Genomic DNA, 17,280 nt, shown 5'->3' with positions numbered 1-17,280 from the left:
ATTCCTCAAACACCCAGAATGTGTACGGCGGACGCCGCGTGATCGACGCCGGCGATGCCGCCGCCGGTGCATTGGGTCAGCGCCAGCTCGGCGCCATCGGCCTGGCGTTCGCCGGCACGCTGTTGCAGCTGCCAGACCGCCTCGACCATCTGTGCGACGCCGGTGGCGCCCAGTGGGTGGCCCTTGGCGAGCAGGCCGCCGGAGGGGTTCACCACTGTCTTCCCACCCAGGCTGGTGGCACCGCTTTTCAGCAGCTCGTGAGCCTCACCGCGGCCGCACAGACCCAGGGCGTTGTAGTAGATGAGTTCGGCGATGCTGAAGGCGTCGTGCAACTCGATGACATCGATATCGGCCGGCTTCACGCCCGCCTGCTGATAGGCCAGCGTGGCGGCGCGGGCGGTGATCTCGGCTGACAGGATGTCGTCATCCGGTTCCTCGGCACGGCCGGACTGGATCACCGAGGCCATCACCCGTACCGGGCGCGCCTGCTGCGGCTTGCGGGTGGTCAGCACCAGCGCCGCCGCGCCGTCCACCGCCGACGGGCAACACTGCAGCAACGTCAGTGGGTCGAAGACCATCCGCGAGTTCATCACCTCATCCAGGGATACCTCGGTACGGGTCTGCGCGTAGGGATTGAGCGCACCATGGCGGCGGTTCTTCACCGCCACCTCGCCCAACACGTCGGCGCTCACGCCGAATTCGTGCAGGTAGCGGGTGGCGCGCATGGCGTAGATCGCCGGCAACGCCATGCCGGCACGGGCATAGAGCTCGGTCATGTAGTCGTTGCGCTGCAGCGGAATGGTCCCGCCGCCCAAGGTGGTGAGCTTCTCCACGCCGAACACCACCACAGTGTCGTAGATACCCGCCTGCAGCGCATGGCAGGCCAGATGCACGCCAGTGGCACCGCTGGCGCAGGCGTTTTCGACGTTGTAGATCGGCAGGCCGGAAAGCCCGAGATCACGCAGCAGTACCTGGCCCAGGACCATGCCGCCGAAGACGTTGCACGCATAGAACGCCTGCGGCTCGTGCAGCTCGACGCCAGCGTCGGTCAGGGCCTGCAATACAGCCTGCTGGGTGAGGTCCTGCATGGAGGCGTTCGGACGGCCAAACGGCGTCATCGCCACGCCGGAGATGTAGACGGGCTTGTTCATGCGTCCTCCTGCGGACGGAAGGCGTAGATCGGGCCGCTGTCGGACTCCACCAGGCACAGGCTCAGCGCCTCACCGATACGTGGCTGGCGCCCGGCGGGATAGTCCAGGCGGGCGAACACCCGCAGGCCCTCGGGGAAGTCAGCCAAGCCGAGCGGCTGCGGCGGCTTGTTCGCCTTCGGGCTGAAATGCACGACGGTGAAGCTGTACAGGCGCGGCGTGGAATCCAGTTCGACCAGTTCGCCGCCCTCGCACAGTGGCGAGGTTTCCGGTAGCGGTGGAAAGTGCAGGCCAGCATGGCTGGCACGCCGGCTGGCGAGCAGAACCACACGGCCATCTCGCTCGCGCCAGGGTTGTTCGGCGACGCTGGGTGTCGCCTCGTGGTGTGCACTCATGGGAGCTCCTTGGCTTCAGACGCGTTCGAACACCGCGGCAAGCCCCTGCCCGCCGCCGATGCACATGGTTTCCAGGCCGTAACGGACTTTGCTGCGCTGCATCTCGTGGAGCAGCGAGGTCATGATGCGCAGGCCGGTGGCGCCGATCGGGTGGCCCAGGGAAATCCCGGAACCGTTGACATTGATGCGCGGATCGTCCTCGAGCTGCCATTCGCGCAGCACGGCGAGCACCTGGCCGGCGAAGGCCTCGTTGACCTCGATCAGGCCCATGTCCGCCATCTCGAGGTTCAGTCGCTTCAGCAGTTTGGCCACCGCCGGTACCGGACCGATGCCCATGCGCAGCGGGTGACAGCCGGCCGAGGCCCAGCCAGCGAAGCGCGCCATCGGGCGCAGGTCGTTCTGGATGACGAATCGCTCGGACACCACCAGGCACCCCGCCGCCGCATCGTTCTGCTGGCTGGCACTACCGGCGGTGACGGTGCCATCCTTGATGATCGGGGATAGCTTGGCCAGCGCCTCGTAACTGGCGTCTTCGCGAATGCCCTCATCGCGCCTGACCACCAGTGGCTCCCCTCGACGCTGCGGCACTGCCACTGGCATCACCTCGGCATCGAAGCGGCCCCGGCTCCAGGCTGCGGCGGCTTTCTGGTGGCTGCCCACGGCCCAGCGGTCGCAGGCTTCACGGCTGATGCCGTAGTCTCGCACCAGGTTCTCGGCGGTTTCGACCGCACCGCCGGAGCACTCGCCGTAGCGGCTGACCGGTTGCGAATTGACCCGCCCGCGATCCAGGCGATCGTGCAGCTTCACGTCACCCAGCCGCGCGCCCCAGCGCATGCTGGTGCTGTAGTACTCGATATTGCTCATGCTCTCGACGCCGGCCACCAGCAGGCAGTCGGCAGCGCCGGTCTGAACCTGCATGGCGGCGTCTATCACTGCCTGCAGGCCGGAGCCGCAGCGACGATCCACGGTGTAGCCGGCTACCTCGTCCGGCAACCCCGCCAGTGACGCCGCGTAGCGCCCCATGCAGGGTGCCTCGCTGGACTGGTAGGACTGCGCGACTATCGCTTCGTCGACCTGCGCGGCATCGACGCCGGTGCGCCGCAGCACCTCCTGCAGGACCAGCGCGGCGAGGTTCGCCGCCGGCACGGAGGCCAGCGCACCGCCAAACTTGCCGATGGGCGTGCGCACGGGGGAAAGGATGTAGGCGTTGGACATGGCTGTCTCTTCTTGTCGATTCGGGTCGTGGGGATGCAAAGACGGTCAGGCACTCATGCCCAATCCGCCCTGGCGCAGGCGGTCGATCCGCTCGTCGGTCAGCCCCCAGTCGCGCAACGCGCTGAGCCCGCCCTCACCACGCGCCGGTGCGGGCTTCGGAACGGAACTGGGAGTGCCGAGGAAACGCGGCGCCGGCGCCGGCTGCACCACGCCATTGATCTGCATGAAGCTGCCTCGGGCTTGCGCATGAGGATGCTCGGCGGCCTCAGTGAACCCCAGCACCGGCGCCACGCAGGCATCGCTGTCAGCGAAAATCTCGCACCATTGCTCACGGGGCCGCTGGAGGAACGCCTGCATGAAGGCCTCGCGCAGGCGCGGCCAGCCTTGGCGATCATGCTGCGGCGGCAACTGGGCCGGATCGAGGCCAAGCTTGGCCAGCAGCTCCGCATAGAAGCGCGACTCCACTGGACCGATGGCCATGTAGCCCCCATCCAGGGTGCGATAGGTGTCGTACCAGGGCGCACCGCCATCCAGCAGATTGCTGCCGCGCTCCTCGCGCCAGTTTCCGGAGGCCAGCAGCCCCCAGATCACCGAGCCAAGCTGGGCGGCGCCTTCGGCCATGGCAGCATCGACCACCTGGCCGACACCGCCGCGCAGCACATTGACCAGCGCCGCCAGCACGCCCATGGCCAGCAGCATGCCACCACCGCCGTAGTCGCCCAGCAGGTTCAATGGCGGCACGGGCCGGCCGGCCACCGGACCGATACCGGAAAGCACCCCGGACAGCGCGATGTAATTGATGTCATGCCCTGCGCGCTGAGCCAGGGGGCCGTGCTGGCCCCAGCCGGTCATGCGGCCGTAGACCAGCTTCGGATTGCGCGCGAATGCCTGCTCGGGGCCAAGCCCCAGGCGCTCCAGGGTACCGGGGCGGAAGCCCTCGATCAGTACGTCGGCATGCTCCATCAGTTCCAGAGCAACAGCCGCCGCCTCCGGGAGTTTCAGGTCGAGCGTGACCGAGCGGCGGCCACGACCGGTGATATCCACCTTCGGCCCGCTCATCTTCGGCCCCAGGTCGCTGTGCGCCTGTGGCCGGTCGATGCGGATGACGTCCGCGCCCATGTCGGCCAGCAGCATGGTGGCGAAGGGTGCCGGGCCGATGGCCTCGAACTCCAGAACTCGAATACCGCTCAACACACCCATCGACGTAGTCCCATTGATCTGCAGCGCAATTGGCCCGCGCCTCGGCAATGCCGCGCCTTTGCGGCTTTTCATCAATGGAACATTCCAGGCTCGCGGGGGCCGCCACCCGCGTTGGGTGGCAGCCTTCCACCCGGTCATCGAGCTCCCGAAGGCCTCTGGTGAAGAGCGTGGCAACTGGGGCATGCTCTGATCGACGCCCGTCTACACTGAAAACAATCGCGGGCGCATGAAACTGCCTCGGAAGCGCCATGGACAAGCCAAGCAGCACAACAACAAACGTCTCAGCTCCGCACGACCGCCCCCACGAACCGGCACTGACCACGGCCCTGGATCGCTCGAAGCTGGTCCCTCCCCGTAGCGGCAGCCGCACCATCAGTCGCGACCGCCTGCTGCAGCAACTGGTGGAAAACCGCCGGCGTCGCTGCACGGTGATCAAGGGCCCTGCCGGCTGGGGCAAGACCACCCTCCTGCTCGCCTGCCGCCAGCAGTTGCTCTCGCTGGGTTTCGAAGTCGCGTGGCTGAGCCTGGGCCCGGAGGACAACGACCTGGGTCGCTTCATCGACTACCTGCTGGGCAGCCTGGCGCAGATCGACCTGCAGATGGTGCAGCACGCGTCCCTGATGGAGGCTCACGGATTCGACAGCGAATCGGTGGAGCGCACCATCATCACGCTGGTGCAGGGCGTCGCCAGCAGCCAGCGCGAAGTGGTGCTGGTGCTCGACGACCTGCACAGCCTGACCGACGTTGGCATCCACCAGGCTCTGCAATGGCTGCTCGACTACGCGCCGAGCAACCTGCACCTGGTGCTCGGCACTCGCAGCGCGGTGCCGCTGTCGCTTGCCCGCCTGCGCAGCCAGGGACAGGTCCTGGAGCTGGATCTCCGCGACCTGAGCTTCACCCTGGAGGAAACCCGGCAGTTCCTGCAGCAGCAACTAGGCGAACTGGCTACCGATGAGATACGTGAGATCCATGAATTGACCGACGGCTGGATTGCCGGCCTGCAACTGCTCGCCGCCAGCCGGCGCAAGCCATCCCAGAGCAGCAACGGCTCGCCATCTCCCTTGCGCGACCACCAGGCCTTCGCCAGCTATTTCGAATCGGCCGTGCTGGCTCGTCTGCAACCCGACGATGTCGAATTGCTCCTGCACACCGCCGTGTGCAATCGCTTCTGCCCCAGCCTGTGCGCAGCACTCGTCGATCGCCCGGAGGCCATTGCCGAGGCCGTGGAACTGCTGGCGCGCCTGGAGCAGGACAACCTGTTCCTGATTGCTCTGGAGACTCCCGATCAGGAAAACTGGTATCGCCTGCACCCTCTGCTGCGGGAAACGCTCCTCGGCCTCTTCGCCCGCCTGCCCGCCCAGCAGCAAAGTGCGGTACACAGTCGCGCCTGGCAATGGCAGCGTGATCGCGGGCAACTAGTCGAGGCCGTCCGCCATGCCGTAGCCGGCGGCCAGGCCGCGATGGCCGCGCAACTGGTCGAGGATCAGCTCGAAGCGCTGTATGCCCAGGGCGACCTGCGTATCCTCATCGAACTGGCGCGCCTGCTGCCCAGGGAGCAGATCCAGACCAGCATCCGCCTGCGCCTGCTGCTGGCACGCATGCAGGTTTTCGCCCGCGACTTCAATGCCTGCGAGAACAGCATCTCCAGCCTGGAACGAGACCTGCCGGTCGATGATGACGATTCACGCTTCCGCCTCGCGATGCTGCGTGCCGTGCTGGCGGTGCAGCGCGACGACACCGATGAGGCACTGGCGATCCTGCCACAGCTGCTCAACCCGCCACCGGGCGTCAACTCGGTGATGCTCGGCGGCAGCCTGAATATCCTCTCCTGGCTGTACATGAACCGCGGCGAATACGAGCGAGCGCGGCAGGTACAGCTGGATCGCCCGCCCCTGCTGGTCAATGGTGCGCCGTTGCTCGGCACCGCCGGCGGGACGCTGCAGGGCCGCTGCCTGATCGGCCTGAGCCTGGCAATGGAAGGCCAGATCAGCCAGGCAGAGCGCATCTACCGCGAGGTCATCTACGAAGCGCAGCGCCACGGCCGCTCCTGCGCGGACGCGCTGCACCTGGCCACCGCCCTGCTGGGCGACACGCTCTACGAAAGCAATGAAATCGAAGCCGCGCTGGCCCTGCTGGAGCCGCAGATCGATGTTCTGGAGCGCATCTCGATTCCCGACTCGGTCCTGCGCGCCCTGGAGGTACTGGGCAAGGCGCACTGGGTCGCCGGCAACCGCCGCGAAGCCTTCGCCTATCTCGAACACCTGGAGGAATACGGCCGCCGCAACAAGCTCGACCGGCTCATGGCCCACGCGCTGGTCTGGCAGGTGCACTGGCACCTGCTGCTGGGCGAAGTGGTCGCCGCCGAGACCAAACTGGCGCGCCTGGACACAATCGCCGCGCGCCATCCCGACGCCGCCACCCGGCACCTCAAGGACATCTTCATCATCGTCGAGAATGCCCACGTGCGCTGGGACGCAGCCCACGGCGACCTGCACAGTGCCAACCTGCGCCTGAACCGCATGATCGCGGCCGGCGAACAGGACGGTCGGCAACTGGCGGTAACCCGTTTGAAAATGCTCAGCGCGGTGTTCGACGCCCAGCGCGGACAGACCGAGCAGGCCAGGGAAAAGGTCCTCGCCCTGCTACGCGTCGCCCAGCGCTACGGCCAATTGCGCAGCGTGATCGACGCCCATCCCGATGCGCTGGAGCTGATCGAAACACTGACCCGCGACCACCCGCTGGACCCCCTGCTGGCGTTCTACGTCGAACGCTTGCGCGGCACACGCCGCGCACCGGCCATACAGTCCTGTGCAGATCCCGTAACCCGAACCACCGGCCTGCAATTGGGCGCTGGCATGGAACCGCTCAGCGAGCGCGAACTCGAGGTGCTGCGCCTACTGGCCCAGGCCCTGCCGAACAAGAAGATTGCCCGTGCACTGGGCCTTTCCCATGAAACGGTGAAATGGCACCTGCGGCACATCTACAGCAAGCTTGGCGTCGGCAGCCGCGACGAAGCCGTGGCCCGCCTGCGGGATGCGGAGACTGCCGAAGACGCCAACCGCTGACCCCACCGCGCCGCCACCCGCAACGGGTGGCGGCGTCGGCTGCAACGCAGCCGAGCATGGCTGGAACCTTTCCCGAGGATCCGCCATGAGCACCGATGTGATCGAGTTTCGCGAGTCCCAGCTGGCCATTGCCGACGGCATCGCTACCTTCACCCACCAGAAACCCGCCGCGCGCAACGCACTCTCGCTGGACCTGCGCGAAGACTACGCCGACATGCTCGACCGCGTGGAAGCCGACCGTAACCTGCGCGCGCTGATCATCACCGGCTCTGGCGGCAGCTTCTGCGCCGGTGGCGATATCAAGTCGCTGAAGGAACGCCAGATCAGCACCGACCCGGAAGTCAACTCAGCCAACGCCATGCGCCTGCGCATCCGCCGCCTGCATGGCTGGCTGGAACGTCTACGCGGCCTGGAGATCCCGGTGATTGCCGCCGTCGACGGGCCGGCCTACGGCGCCGGATTCGCCATTGCCCTGCTGGCGGATTTCATCGTCGCCTCCAACCGCGCCTCGTTCTGCATGCCCTTCGCCAAGCTCGGCCTGGTGCCGGACTCCGGCGCGCTCTACACACTGCCCCGAGCGGTCGGCCTGCAAAAGGCCAAGGAATTGCTGTTCAGCGCCCGCCGCGTCTCGATCGAAGAAGCCCGCGAATTGGGCATCGTTCATTCGATCCACACCCAGGAAGAACTGCCCGCCGCGGCTCAAGGTCTGGCCCGCCGTTTCCTGACCTCGCCCCGCGATGCCATCGCCATGAGCAAGCGCCTGCTCAACCAAAGCTACGAGACGAACTGGAACGCCATGGCCGAACTGGAAGGCCTGGCCCAGGGCGTCGCCTCCACTGCGCCTTATCACGACGAAGCAGTCTCCGCCTTCCTGCGCGGCGAGCCGTCGCGCTACGACTGGGACCGCGACTGAGCCACCCAGCCTGGGTGGAGTAGCCACCCGGCGCCCACCCCTAACGTAACGAACCATCGCGCCCTTTCGCGCAATACGACAACAGTGACCGGCGGCGCCGGTCGGGCAGTCAGGAGCCTTCCGTGCATATCGAGCGCAGCGTCTTCCGCGACGACCATGAGATCTTCCGCACCACGGTGCGACGCTTTTTCGAGCGCGAATGCGTGCCACGCCAGGAAGCCTGGAACCAGGCTGGGCAATGGGACCGCGATATCTGGCTGAAGGCCGGCCGCGAAGGGCTGCTGTGCATCACTCTGCCCGTGGAGTACGGCGGCGGCGGCGGCGATTTCGGCCATAGCGCGGTGTACAACGAGGAGTTCAACCGGGCCGGGCTGTCTGGCAACGGCCTGGGCATGCACTCGGACATCATTGCCCCCTACATCGCCCGCTGCGGCAGCGAAGAGCAGAAACAGCGCTGGCTGCCCGGTGCCTGCTCCGGTGAGCTGATTCTCGCCATCGCCATGACCGAACCGGGCACCGGCAGCGACCTCAAGGCGGTGCGTACCAGCGCCATCCGCGACGGCGACGAGTACGTCATCAATGGCAGCAAGACCTTCATCAGCAATGGTTTGACCGCCGACCTGGTCATCGTGGTCTGCAAGACCGACCCGGACGCCGGCTCCAAGGGCATCAGCCTGATCGCGGTGGAAACCGACCGTCCGGGCTTCCAGCGTGGCCGCAAGCTGGACAAGGTCGGCCAGCACGCCCAGGACACCGCCGAGCTCTACTTCGACAACGTGCGCGTACCGGTCGGCAACCGTCTGGGTGAGGAAGGCAAGGGCTTCGCCTACCTGATGGGCGAGCTGCCGCAGGAGCGCTTCTCCATCGCCGTTTCCGCCGCCGCCCGGCTGGAGACCGTGCTCGAACACACCCTGGAATACGTGAAGAGCCGCAAGGCCTTCGGCCAGACCGTCTGGGACTTCCAGAACACCCGTTTCAAGCTCGCCGACATCAAGGCCCAGGCCACCGCCGTGCGCCTGATGATCGATCACTACCTGGCCGAGCACATGCGTCGCCGCCTGACCCTGGAAGAGGCGGCGATCGCCAAGCTGTTCGCCACCGAAACCCTGGGCAAGGCGCTCGACGAGATGGTCCAGTTGCATGGCGGCTACGGCTACATGCTCGAGTACCCGGTGGCCCGCGCCTTCGTCGACATGCGCGTCAACCGCATCTACGGCGGCACCAGCGAAGTCATGCGTGAACTCATCTCGCGCAAGCTCTGATCACACAAGGACAACAACCATGAGCCAGAAAGCATTCGTCGCCGGCGTCGGCATGATCCAGTTCAAGAAACCCGGCACCAGCGACTTCTATGACGTCATGGCGGCCCAGGCGATCCAACAGGCGCTGAGCGATGCCGGCATCGACTATCGCCTGGTACAACAGGCCTACGCCGGCTACGTCTATGGCGACTCCTGTTGTGGCCAGAAAGCCGTGTACCACGCCGGCATGACCGGCATTCCGGTACTCAACGTCAACAACAACTGCGCCACCGGTTCTTCCGCCCTGTTCCTCGCCCGCCAGGCTGTCGCCAGCGGCGCCGTGGATTGCGCCCTGGCGGTCGGCTTCGAGCAGATGAACCCCGGCGCCCTGAAGTCCGCCTGGACGGACCGCCCGGCGGCGCTGGAGCGCGCCAACGCCGTTGTCAGCGAACTGGTGACTGGTGTCGATGTACCGAGCAACGCCATTCGCCAGTTCGCCGGCGCCGGCCGCGCGCACATGCAGAAGTACGGCACCAAGCTGGAAACCTTCGCCGCCATCCGTGCCAAGGCCAGTCGCCACGCCGCGCGCAACCCGTTGGCGGTGTTCCGCAACGTGGTCACCACCGAGCAGGTGATGAACGACGTGGTGCTCTGGCCCGGCGTGCTGACCCGTCTGATGGCCTGCCCACCCACCTGTGGCGCCGCCGCGGCCATCGTGGTTTCCGAAGCTTTCGCGAAAAAACATGGCCTGCGCACCGACGTACTGATCGCCGGCCAGTCCATGGCCACCGACATCCCCGCCTCCTTCGAAACGCGCGACATGATCCGTGTGGTCGGCTTCGAGGTCACCCGCCTCGCCGCGCAGCAGGCCTACGCGCAGGCCGGTATCGGCGTGAACGATATCGACGTCATCGAACTGCACGACTGCTTCGCCCAGAACGAACTGCTGACCTACGAAGGCCTCGGCCTGTGTGCCGAGGGCGAAGGCGAGAAACTGGTGAACGACGGCGACAACACCTATGGCGGCAAGTGGGTGGTCAATCCGTCCGGCGGTCTGCTCTCCAAGGGCCACCCGCTGGGCGCTACCGGCCTAGCGCAATGCTACGAGCTGACCCACCAGTTGCGCGGCAGCGCCGGTGATCGCCAGGTGGAGAACGCCCGCATCGCCGTGCAGCACAACCTCGGCCTGGGTGGTGCCGGGGTGGTCACCGTGTACCAGAAGAACTGACGTCGGAGCACCTACCAGATGATCGACAAGAAACACATCGGCAAAGTCCTGCCGTCCTTCAGCGCTACCGCCGAAGCTGGCCAGTTGCGCTTCTTCGCCAAGAGCATCGGCGAAACCAACCCGATCTATCTCGACGAGCAGGCGGCGCGCGATGCGGGACACCCTGCCCTGCCGCTGCCGCCGACCTTTCTGTTCTCCCTCGCCTTCCAGATGCCGAACCAGGCCTGGCGCGATGAGCTGGGGATCATTTCCTCGCGCATCCTGCACGGCGAAGAGTCCTTCACCTACCACCGCATGGCCTACGCCGGTGACACCCTGCACTACGACGTGCGCATCACCGACATCTACGACAAGAAAGGCGGCGCGCTGAGCTTCGTGGTGCGCGAGTCGAAGGTGACCAACCAGCGCGGCGAGCACGTGGCGACCCTGCGCACCACCCTCGTCCATCGCAACGGCTGAACCGGAGACCACTCATGAGCACAATCCGCTTCGATTCCGTCCAGGTTGGCGACAGCCTGCCGCCACTGACCCTGGCACCGATCAACCGCACCACCCTGGCCCTGTTCGCCGGGGCCTCGGGCGACCACAACCCGATCCACATCGACATCGACTACGCGCGCAAGGCCGGCATGGTCGACGTGTTCGCACACGGCATGCTGTCCATGGCCTATCTGGGCCGGCTGCTCACCCAATGGGTCGATCAACGTCAGTTGCGCAGCTTCGGCGTGCGCTTCGCCGGCATCACCCATCTTGGCCACCAGATCACCTGTACCGGCAAGGTGGTGGAGAAGTTCGAGGCCGACGGTGAGCGTCGCGTGAAGCTGGAAATCCAGACCGCCAACCAATACGGCGAAACCAAGATCGTCGGCGACGCCATCGTCGCCCTGCAGTGAGGAACAAGCACATGGCAAAACCCGACGGCAAGGTGGCATTGGTCACCGGTTCCGGACGCGGCATCGGCCAGGCCATCGCCCTGAAGCTGGCCAGCGAAGGCGCGCGCATCGTGATCAATGACCTGGATCTGGAGCCCGCGCAGGAAACCGCCGCGATGATCCGCGACCTGGGCGGCCAGGCGGCGATCTGCCACGGCAACGTCAGCGCACCGGACTTCGCCGAGCGCTACATCCGCACCGCGATGGAGCACTTCAAGGCTATCGACATCATCGTCAACAACGCCGGCTACACCTGGGACGACGTGGTGCAGAAGATGAGCGACGAGCAGTGGTACGCCATTCTCGACTGCCACATGACCGCGCCCTTCCGCATCTTCCGCGCGGCCTATCCGATCATCAAGGCGCAGGCCCAGGCCGAGGCCGAGGCCGGTAAAGAAGTGTTCCGCAAGGTGGTGAACATCTCCTCGGTGTCGGCCCTCAACGGCAATGCCGGCCAGCTCAACTACAGCGGCGCCAAGGCCGGCGTGGCCGGCATGACCCGCGCACTGGCCCGCGAGTGGGGGCGCTTCAAGGTCAACGTCAACGCCGTGGCCTTCGGCTTCATCGAGACCCGCATGACCCGTGCCGATGCCCATGCAGGCGCGACGGTGAGCATCGATGGCCGCGATATTCGCGTGGGCATCAGCCCCGAGGTCGCCAAATCCTTCGCCCAGCGCAATCCGCTGGGGCGCCCGGGCACGGTGCAGGAGGCGGCCGACGCGGTGTACCTGTTCTGCTCGCCGGAATCGAACTACATCACCGCGCAAACCGTTGCCGTGGCCGGGAACCTGCAATAACCGCCACGCCGCTTACCCTCATCGAAAAAAACAACAAGAACACGGAGTCCCGCATGAAGACCCGGATCACCCTGCCCTCGACGTTGCTGGCCGGCCTCATCGCCGCCAGCGCGAGCCTGCCTCTGCAAGCAGGCGACCCCAACGGTAGCCAGCCGGCCAGCCCGATCACCGCACAGAAGAACGCCGCAGTGCTGAAGGTGCTGCCTTTCAGCGACCGTACCGACTACGAGTCGGTCACGCGGGGACTCGTCGCGCCCTACAAGGGCCAGGTGAAGAATGCGGCGGGCAAGGTGATCTGGGACTCTCAGGCCCACGACTTCCTCGACAAGGACCAGGCGCCGGAGACGGTCAACCCGAGCCTCTGGCGCACTGCCCAGCTGAACAACCATGCGGGCCTGTTCCAGGTGGCGGACGGCATCTACCAGTTGCGCGGGATGGACGTGGCCAACATGACCATCGTCGAAGGCAAGGACGGGCTGTTCATCATCGATCCGCTGATGTATGCCGAGACCGCGCGTAACGCGCTGGACCTCTACTATCAGCACCGCCCCAGGAAGCCCATCGTTGGCGTCGGCTACAGCCACAGCCACGGCGATCACTTCGGTGGCGTGCGCGGCATCGTCGACGACGCCGACGTGAAGAGCGGCAAAGTGAAGATCTTTGCGCCGTCCGGTTTCATGGAACATGCCATCAGCGAGAACATCTTCGTCGGCAACGCCATGAGCCGCCGCTCGCAGTTCCAGTTCGGCACCTTCCTGCCGCGCGGCGAACGCGGGCAGGTCGACATCGGCATGGGCAAGGCGCTGCCCTCGGGCGGCACCTTCACCCTGATCGCGCCGACGGACCTGATCCAGAAGGAATACGAAACCCACACCGTCGGCGATATCGAGATCGAGTTCCAGCTCACCCCCGGCACCGAAGCGCCGGCGGAAATGAACTTCTACTTCCCGCAGCATCGCGCGCTGTGCATGTCCGAGAACAGCACGCAGATGATGCATAACATTCTCACACCGCGCGGCGCGCTGGTGCGTGACGCCAAGGCCTGGTCGCAGTACCTGGATGCCAGCCTGGAACGCTACGGCGACAAGACCGATGTCATGTTCGTCTCGCACAACTGGCCGACCTGGGGCGGTGAGCGCATCCGTACGCTGCTGGCCGACCAGCGCGACATGTACGCCTTCCTCAATGACCGTACCGTCCACCTGATGAACCAGGGCCTGACCTCTACCGAGATCGCCCAGAAGATGGACAAGCTGCCGGGGGACCTGGAGAAGAAGTGGTACACCCGCGGTTACTACGGCTCGCTCAGCCACAACTCCCGCGCTGTCTACCAGCGTTACCTGGGCTTCTATGATGGCAACCCGGCCAACCTCGACCCGCTGACGCCGGTGGATGCGGGCACCCATTACGTCGACGCGATGGGCGGTGCCGATGCCGTCCTCAAGCGGATCCGCGCCGCCATCGACCAGGGCGACTACCGCTGGGCCGCCACCTTGGGCAACCACCTGGTCTTCGCCCAGCCGCAGAACGAAGAGGCGAAGAAGCTGCAGGCCGATGCCCTGGAGCAATTGGGCTACCAGTCCGAGAACGCCCTATGGCGCAACATCTACCTGACCGGTGCCATGGAGCTGCGCAACGGCGTACCGCAGTACGACGCGGGTGCCACCAAGGCCGATGTGGTGAGAAGCATGGAGCCGGGACAGTTCTTCGATTTCCTGGCGATCCGCCTGGATTCGGATAAAGCCCAGGGCCACGACATGGTGATGAATTGGGTGTTCACCGATCTGGCCAGGGACTATGCCGTGACGCTGCGCAACGGCGTGCTCACCCATCGCGATAACGAGAAGAACGCCAGCCCCACTGTGACCATCACCCTGGCCAAGGCCACGCTGGACCAGATCAGCCTGCGCAAACTGGACTTCCCCACCGCCATCAAACAAGGCGACATCAAGCTCGACGGCGACGGCAAGGCCCTGGGCGTCTTCCTGGGAATGATCGACACCCCCGCTCCCCAGTTCAACATCGTCACTCCCTGACGCGAGCCACTTCGACACAGGACACAAGGCATGAAGCAACTTACCCCCATGGATGCACAGTTCTTCTACTCCGATGCCCCCCATCAGCCGATGGTCATCGGCGGCCTGTGGATCTGCGATCAGAACTCCGCACTCAATGGCCTGGTCCGGCACAAGGACATCATCCGCTACATCAACAGCCGCCTGAGCAGCACCTCGCTGTTCCGCCGCCGCCTGCAACACGCGCCGCTGCGGCTCGACGACCCCTACTGGCTGGAAGACAAGAACTTCGACCTGGAGTACCACATCCGCCATGTCGGCCTGCCGCAACCGGGCGACTGGCGGCAACTGTGCATCTTCACCGCCCGGGCGATGTCGCGGACCCTGGACATGGAACGGGCCCCCTGGGAAATCACCGTCATCGAGGGTCTGAACAACGTCGAGGGCGTGCCGCCGGGAAGCTTTGCGCTCCTGCTGCGGCTGCACCACGCCTATGTCGATGGCAAGTCGGGGGTGGAGATCACCACCCTGCTGATGGACGACCAGATCGACTTTGACGAGAACACCTACCGCCAGCCGGTCAGCGACCGCCTGCCCACCCGCACCCAGATGTGGGCCAAGACCGTCCCGCGCCTGCTCGGCCAGTCCCTGCGCAGCGCCAAGGCCAGCCTCAGCATCGCGCGCAAGAGCCTGCAACTGGCGGCCCAGCTGCGCGGCGATGCCAGCCCGGACCAGAACCGTGTGCCCAGCACGCTGTTCAACGCGCAGATTTCTCCACACCGCAGCTATGGCGCCACCCAATGGCCGATCGCCGATCTCAAGCAGATCCGCCGCTGCGCCGAGGGCGCCACCCTGAACGACGTGATCATCGCCATCATCGCCGGGGGGCTACGGCGCTACCTGCTGCGGCGCGAGGCGCTGCCGGTGGAGCAATCGCTGGTAGCCCTGTGCCCGGTGGCGATGCGTCCGGAAAGCGCCCGGCGCGACATGGGCAATCTGATCTCCATGATGCTGATCGGCATGGGTACCGACATGGCAGATCCGCAACTGCGCCTGCAGGCCATCACCGAGCGCACCCAGCGCGGCGCACCGCTGGCCAAGGAAGTGATGCACGAGCTGATCACCTCCATGGGCGAAGTGCTGCCCGCGCCGATGCGCATGCTCGGCGGCTGGCTGCAGAACCAGGTCCGCTACGTGAGCCGCTTCCACCTGCAGAACACCCTGATCACCAACGTGCCGGGCCCGACCAACGGCGCGGAGAAGAAGTACTTCGCCGGCGCCGAGATCCTCGCCACCTACCCCATAGTGCCGGTGTTCGACGGCATGGGCCTGAGCCACGGCATCACCAGCCTCTACGGCAACATCATCCTCGGCGTACTGGCCGACCGGCAGATGCTGCCGGACATGGATGTGTACATGGCAAGCCTTCAGGAATCGACCGAGGAGTACCTGGCCCTGGCACACCAGCGCGGGGCCGAAGCGGCCAGCCAATCGACGAAGCGCCCGGCGCCCCCGCGCAAGCGCCCCGCCTCGCAACCGGCCGAGCCGAGCGCCGAGTAAAACTGCGGCGGCGCGTGAAAAGCAGGGACGCCCCGCGCGCCGCCGTCATCCATCAGCGAACAGGGAGAGTCCCGATGTTCAGGCAGAAGTCAGCGGTCCGGCAATTGAGCGACAAGATGGACCATGCCCACAGCTACCAGGAATGGGCGGAACACGCCGCCGCCCTCGACCACGCGACCGGCATGGACGACTGGCGCGGCAACGAAGTTTCCAGCGACTACGATTACCGCACGGTGCGACAGCGCATGGAGCGCCTGCGCGGCATGCGCAACGCCGGCGCCTACGCGAACCTCATGTTCGTCCTCAACGAGGGTATCCACGGCAACCTCGCCGGCATGGGCAAGGCCGTGCTCTATGGCCACGCCAACCTGGGCACCAAGCACCTGATCCACCAGTACATCGAGGAAGTCTGCCTGGCACTGCAGGCCATCGACGCCCTCGACGAGAGTGTCATCGCGCTGGACGAGCGCAAGGACTTCTTCCTCCGCGCCAGCCAGTGCTTCGGCCGCTCCGCCCTGATGCTCAGCGGCGGTGCAGTATTGGGCTACTTCCATGCCGGCGTGCTCAAGGCACTGTTCGAGGAAGGCATGTTGCCGAGCATCATCTCCGGCTCCAGTGCCGGCTCCATCCTCGCCTCCATCGCCTGCACCCACGCCGATAGCGAAATGCTCGACAAGCTGCAGCCGGAACTCCTGCTGATGCATCCGGAAGGCCGGGCCGGCAAACGCCGGCCGAGGACCCGCCCCGCCCTGGAAGCCGGCGACCTGGCCAGCTACCTGGAGCGCCTGATTCCCGACCTGACCTTCGCCGAAGCCTACAAGGTCAGCGGTCGCCACCTGAACATCACCGTCACCGGGCTGGAACCGCGCCAGGCGCCGCGCCTGCTCAACGCCATCACCGCACCGACGGTCCTGGTGCGCTCGGCGGTCATGGCCTCCTGCGCCATTGCCGGCATCTACCCGCCGGTAACGCTGCAGGCGAAGAATGCAGCGGGCGTCCAAGTGCCCTACCTGCCGGAACAACAGTGGATCGACGGTTCCTTCCTCGACGATCTGCCCGCCAAGCGCCTGGGTCGCCTGTACGGGGTGAACCACTTCATCTCCAGCATGGCCAATCCCGCCGCGCTGTTCTTCACCCCCAACCCGAACGCCCAGCCGAACCTGTTGCAGAGTGCATTCAACCAGCAGATACGCCTCAGCAAGGGCGTCGCCACCCACCTGCTGCGGCTGGGCCGCGACCACCTGCGCATCCGCAATCCCACCCTCGCCCGCTGGCAGCACCTGAGCTACAGCGTGCTGGTGCAGGACTACATCGCCGATATCAACATCTTCCTCGGCAAGCGTTGGCACAACCCGCTCAAGCTGCTGGCCCCCATGCCTCTGGGCGAGCTGCGCCAGTTGCTGCGCGAGGGTGAACAGGCGACCTGGGAGCGCATGGAGATGGTGCGCAACTGCACCGCCATCAGCCGCACCCTGGACGGCATCCTGCGCGCCCGCCACTGGACGGCTTGACGGTCTGCGCCGCACGACGACGGCACCTTCGCCGCCTTGCATCGGTCTCAAGCGTTGGTG

Annotated in this window: 14 protein-coding genes; 10 read left to right on the top strand and 4 right to left on the bottom strand. The window is 65.9% G+C overall.

Going from position 1 to position 17,280, the window contains the following annotated elements:
- Window positions 1–5: 5 nt before the first annotated feature.
- From A9513_RS10550 to A9513_RS10535, 4 genes are read right to left on the bottom strand one after another with little or no spacing between them, the layout of a single operon-like run.
- Window positions 6–1,151, bottom strand: coding sequence for a thiolase family protein (locus tag A9513_RS10550; RefSeq protein WP_065084707.1), 1,146 nt, complete (start codon window positions 1,149–1,151; stop codon window positions 6–8).
- Window positions 1,148–1,543, bottom strand: coding sequence for a Zn-ribbon domain-containing OB-fold protein (locus tag A9513_RS10545; protein WP_065084706.1), 396 nt, complete (start codon window positions 1,541–1,543; stop codon window positions 1,148–1,150). The genes A9513_RS10550 and A9513_RS10545 overlap by 4 nt, the downstream gene beginning before the upstream one ends.
- A 15-nt stretch (window positions 1,544–1,558) precedes the next feature.
- Window positions 1,559–2,758, bottom strand: coding sequence for an acetyl-CoA C-acetyltransferase (locus A9513_RS10540; protein WP_065084705.1), 1,200 nt, complete (start codon window positions 2,756–2,758; stop codon window positions 1,559–1,561).
- Between the two features lie 45 nt (window positions 2,759–2,803).
- A complete protein-coding gene (locus A9513_RS10535) occupies window positions 2,804–3,958 on the bottom strand; it encodes a CaiB/BaiF CoA-transferase family protein (RefSeq protein ID WP_065084704.1) in 1,155 nt (384 codons plus the stop codon).
- Window positions 3,959–4,206: 248 nt separating this feature from the next.
- Between A9513_RS10535 and A9513_RS10530 the strand changes: the two genes are divergently transcribed.
- From A9513_RS10530 to A9513_RS10485, 10 genes are all read left to right on the top strand, one after another.
- Entirely contained in the window at window positions 4,207–7,023 is a 2,817-nt protein-coding gene (locus A9513_RS10530) for a LuxR C-terminal-related transcriptional regulator (protein WP_065084703.1), read from the top strand.
- An 85-nt stretch (window positions 7,024–7,108) separates the two neighbouring features.
- On the top strand, window positions 7,109–7,936 hold the full coding sequence (locus A9513_RS10525) for an enoyl-CoA hydratase/isomerase family protein (protein ID WP_065084702.1): 828 nt from the start codon (window positions 7,109–7,111) through the stop codon (window positions 7,934–7,936).
- A 122-nt stretch (window positions 7,937–8,058) separates the two neighbouring features.
- Window positions 8,059–9,198 (top strand): acyl-CoA dehydrogenase family protein, encoded by a 1,140-nt coding sequence (locus tag A9513_RS10520; RefSeq protein ID WP_065084701.1) that lies wholly within the window; start codon window positions 8,059–8,061, stop codon window positions 9,196–9,198.
- Between the two features lie 19 nt (window positions 9,199–9,217).
- Window positions 9,218–10,405: a lipid-transfer protein gene (locus tag A9513_RS10515; protein WP_024762805.1), complete on the top strand. Its 1,188-nt coding sequence runs from the start codon at window positions 9,218–9,220 to the stop codon at window positions 10,403–10,405.
- Window positions 10,406–10,423: 18 nt separating this feature from the next.
- Window positions 10,424–10,864, top strand: a complete 441-nt coding sequence (locus A9513_RS10510) for a MaoC family dehydratase N-terminal domain-containing protein (RefSeq protein WP_024762804.1) — start codon at window positions 10,424–10,426, stop codon at window positions 10,862–10,864.
- 14 nt (window positions 10,865–10,878) lie between these two features.
- Entirely contained in the window at window positions 10,879–11,298 is a 420-nt protein-coding gene (locus A9513_RS10505; RefSeq protein ID WP_024762803.1) for a MaoC family dehydratase, read from the top strand.
- Window positions 11,299–11,309: 11 nt separating this feature from the next.
- A complete protein-coding gene (locus A9513_RS10500; protein WP_065084700.1) occupies window positions 11,310–12,134 on the top strand; it encodes an SDR family NAD(P)-dependent oxidoreductase in 825 nt (274 codons plus the stop codon).
- Window positions 12,135–12,187: 53 nt separating this feature from the next.
- Window positions 12,188–14,170, top strand: coding sequence for an alkyl/aryl-sulfatase (locus tag A9513_RS10495; RefSeq protein ID WP_065084699.1), 1,983 nt, complete (start codon window positions 12,188–12,190; stop codon window positions 14,168–14,170).
- Between the two features lie 30 nt (window positions 14,171–14,200).
- Window positions 14,201–15,709, top strand: coding sequence for a wax ester/triacylglycerol synthase family O-acyltransferase (locus A9513_RS10490; protein ID WP_065084698.1), 1,509 nt, complete (start codon window positions 14,201–14,203; stop codon window positions 15,707–15,709).
- A gap of 74 nt (window positions 15,710–15,783) precedes the next feature.
- Window positions 15,784–17,220 (top strand): patatin-like phospholipase family protein, encoded by a 1,437-nt coding sequence (locus A9513_RS10485; RefSeq protein ID WP_065084697.1) that lies wholly within the window; start codon window positions 15,784–15,786, stop codon window positions 17,218–17,220.
- Window positions 17,221–17,280 lie beyond the last annotated feature (60 nt).

This window comes from Pseudomonas sp. AU12215, from assembly GCF_001675465.2.
GTDB classification, from domain to species: domain Bacteria; phylum Pseudomonadota; class Gammaproteobacteria; order Pseudomonadales; family Pseudomonadaceae; genus Pseudomonas; species Pseudomonas nitroreducens.
The sequence above is the reverse complement of the archived record's forward strand: the minus strand, read 5'-3'. Positions and strand labels throughout refer to the sequence as shown.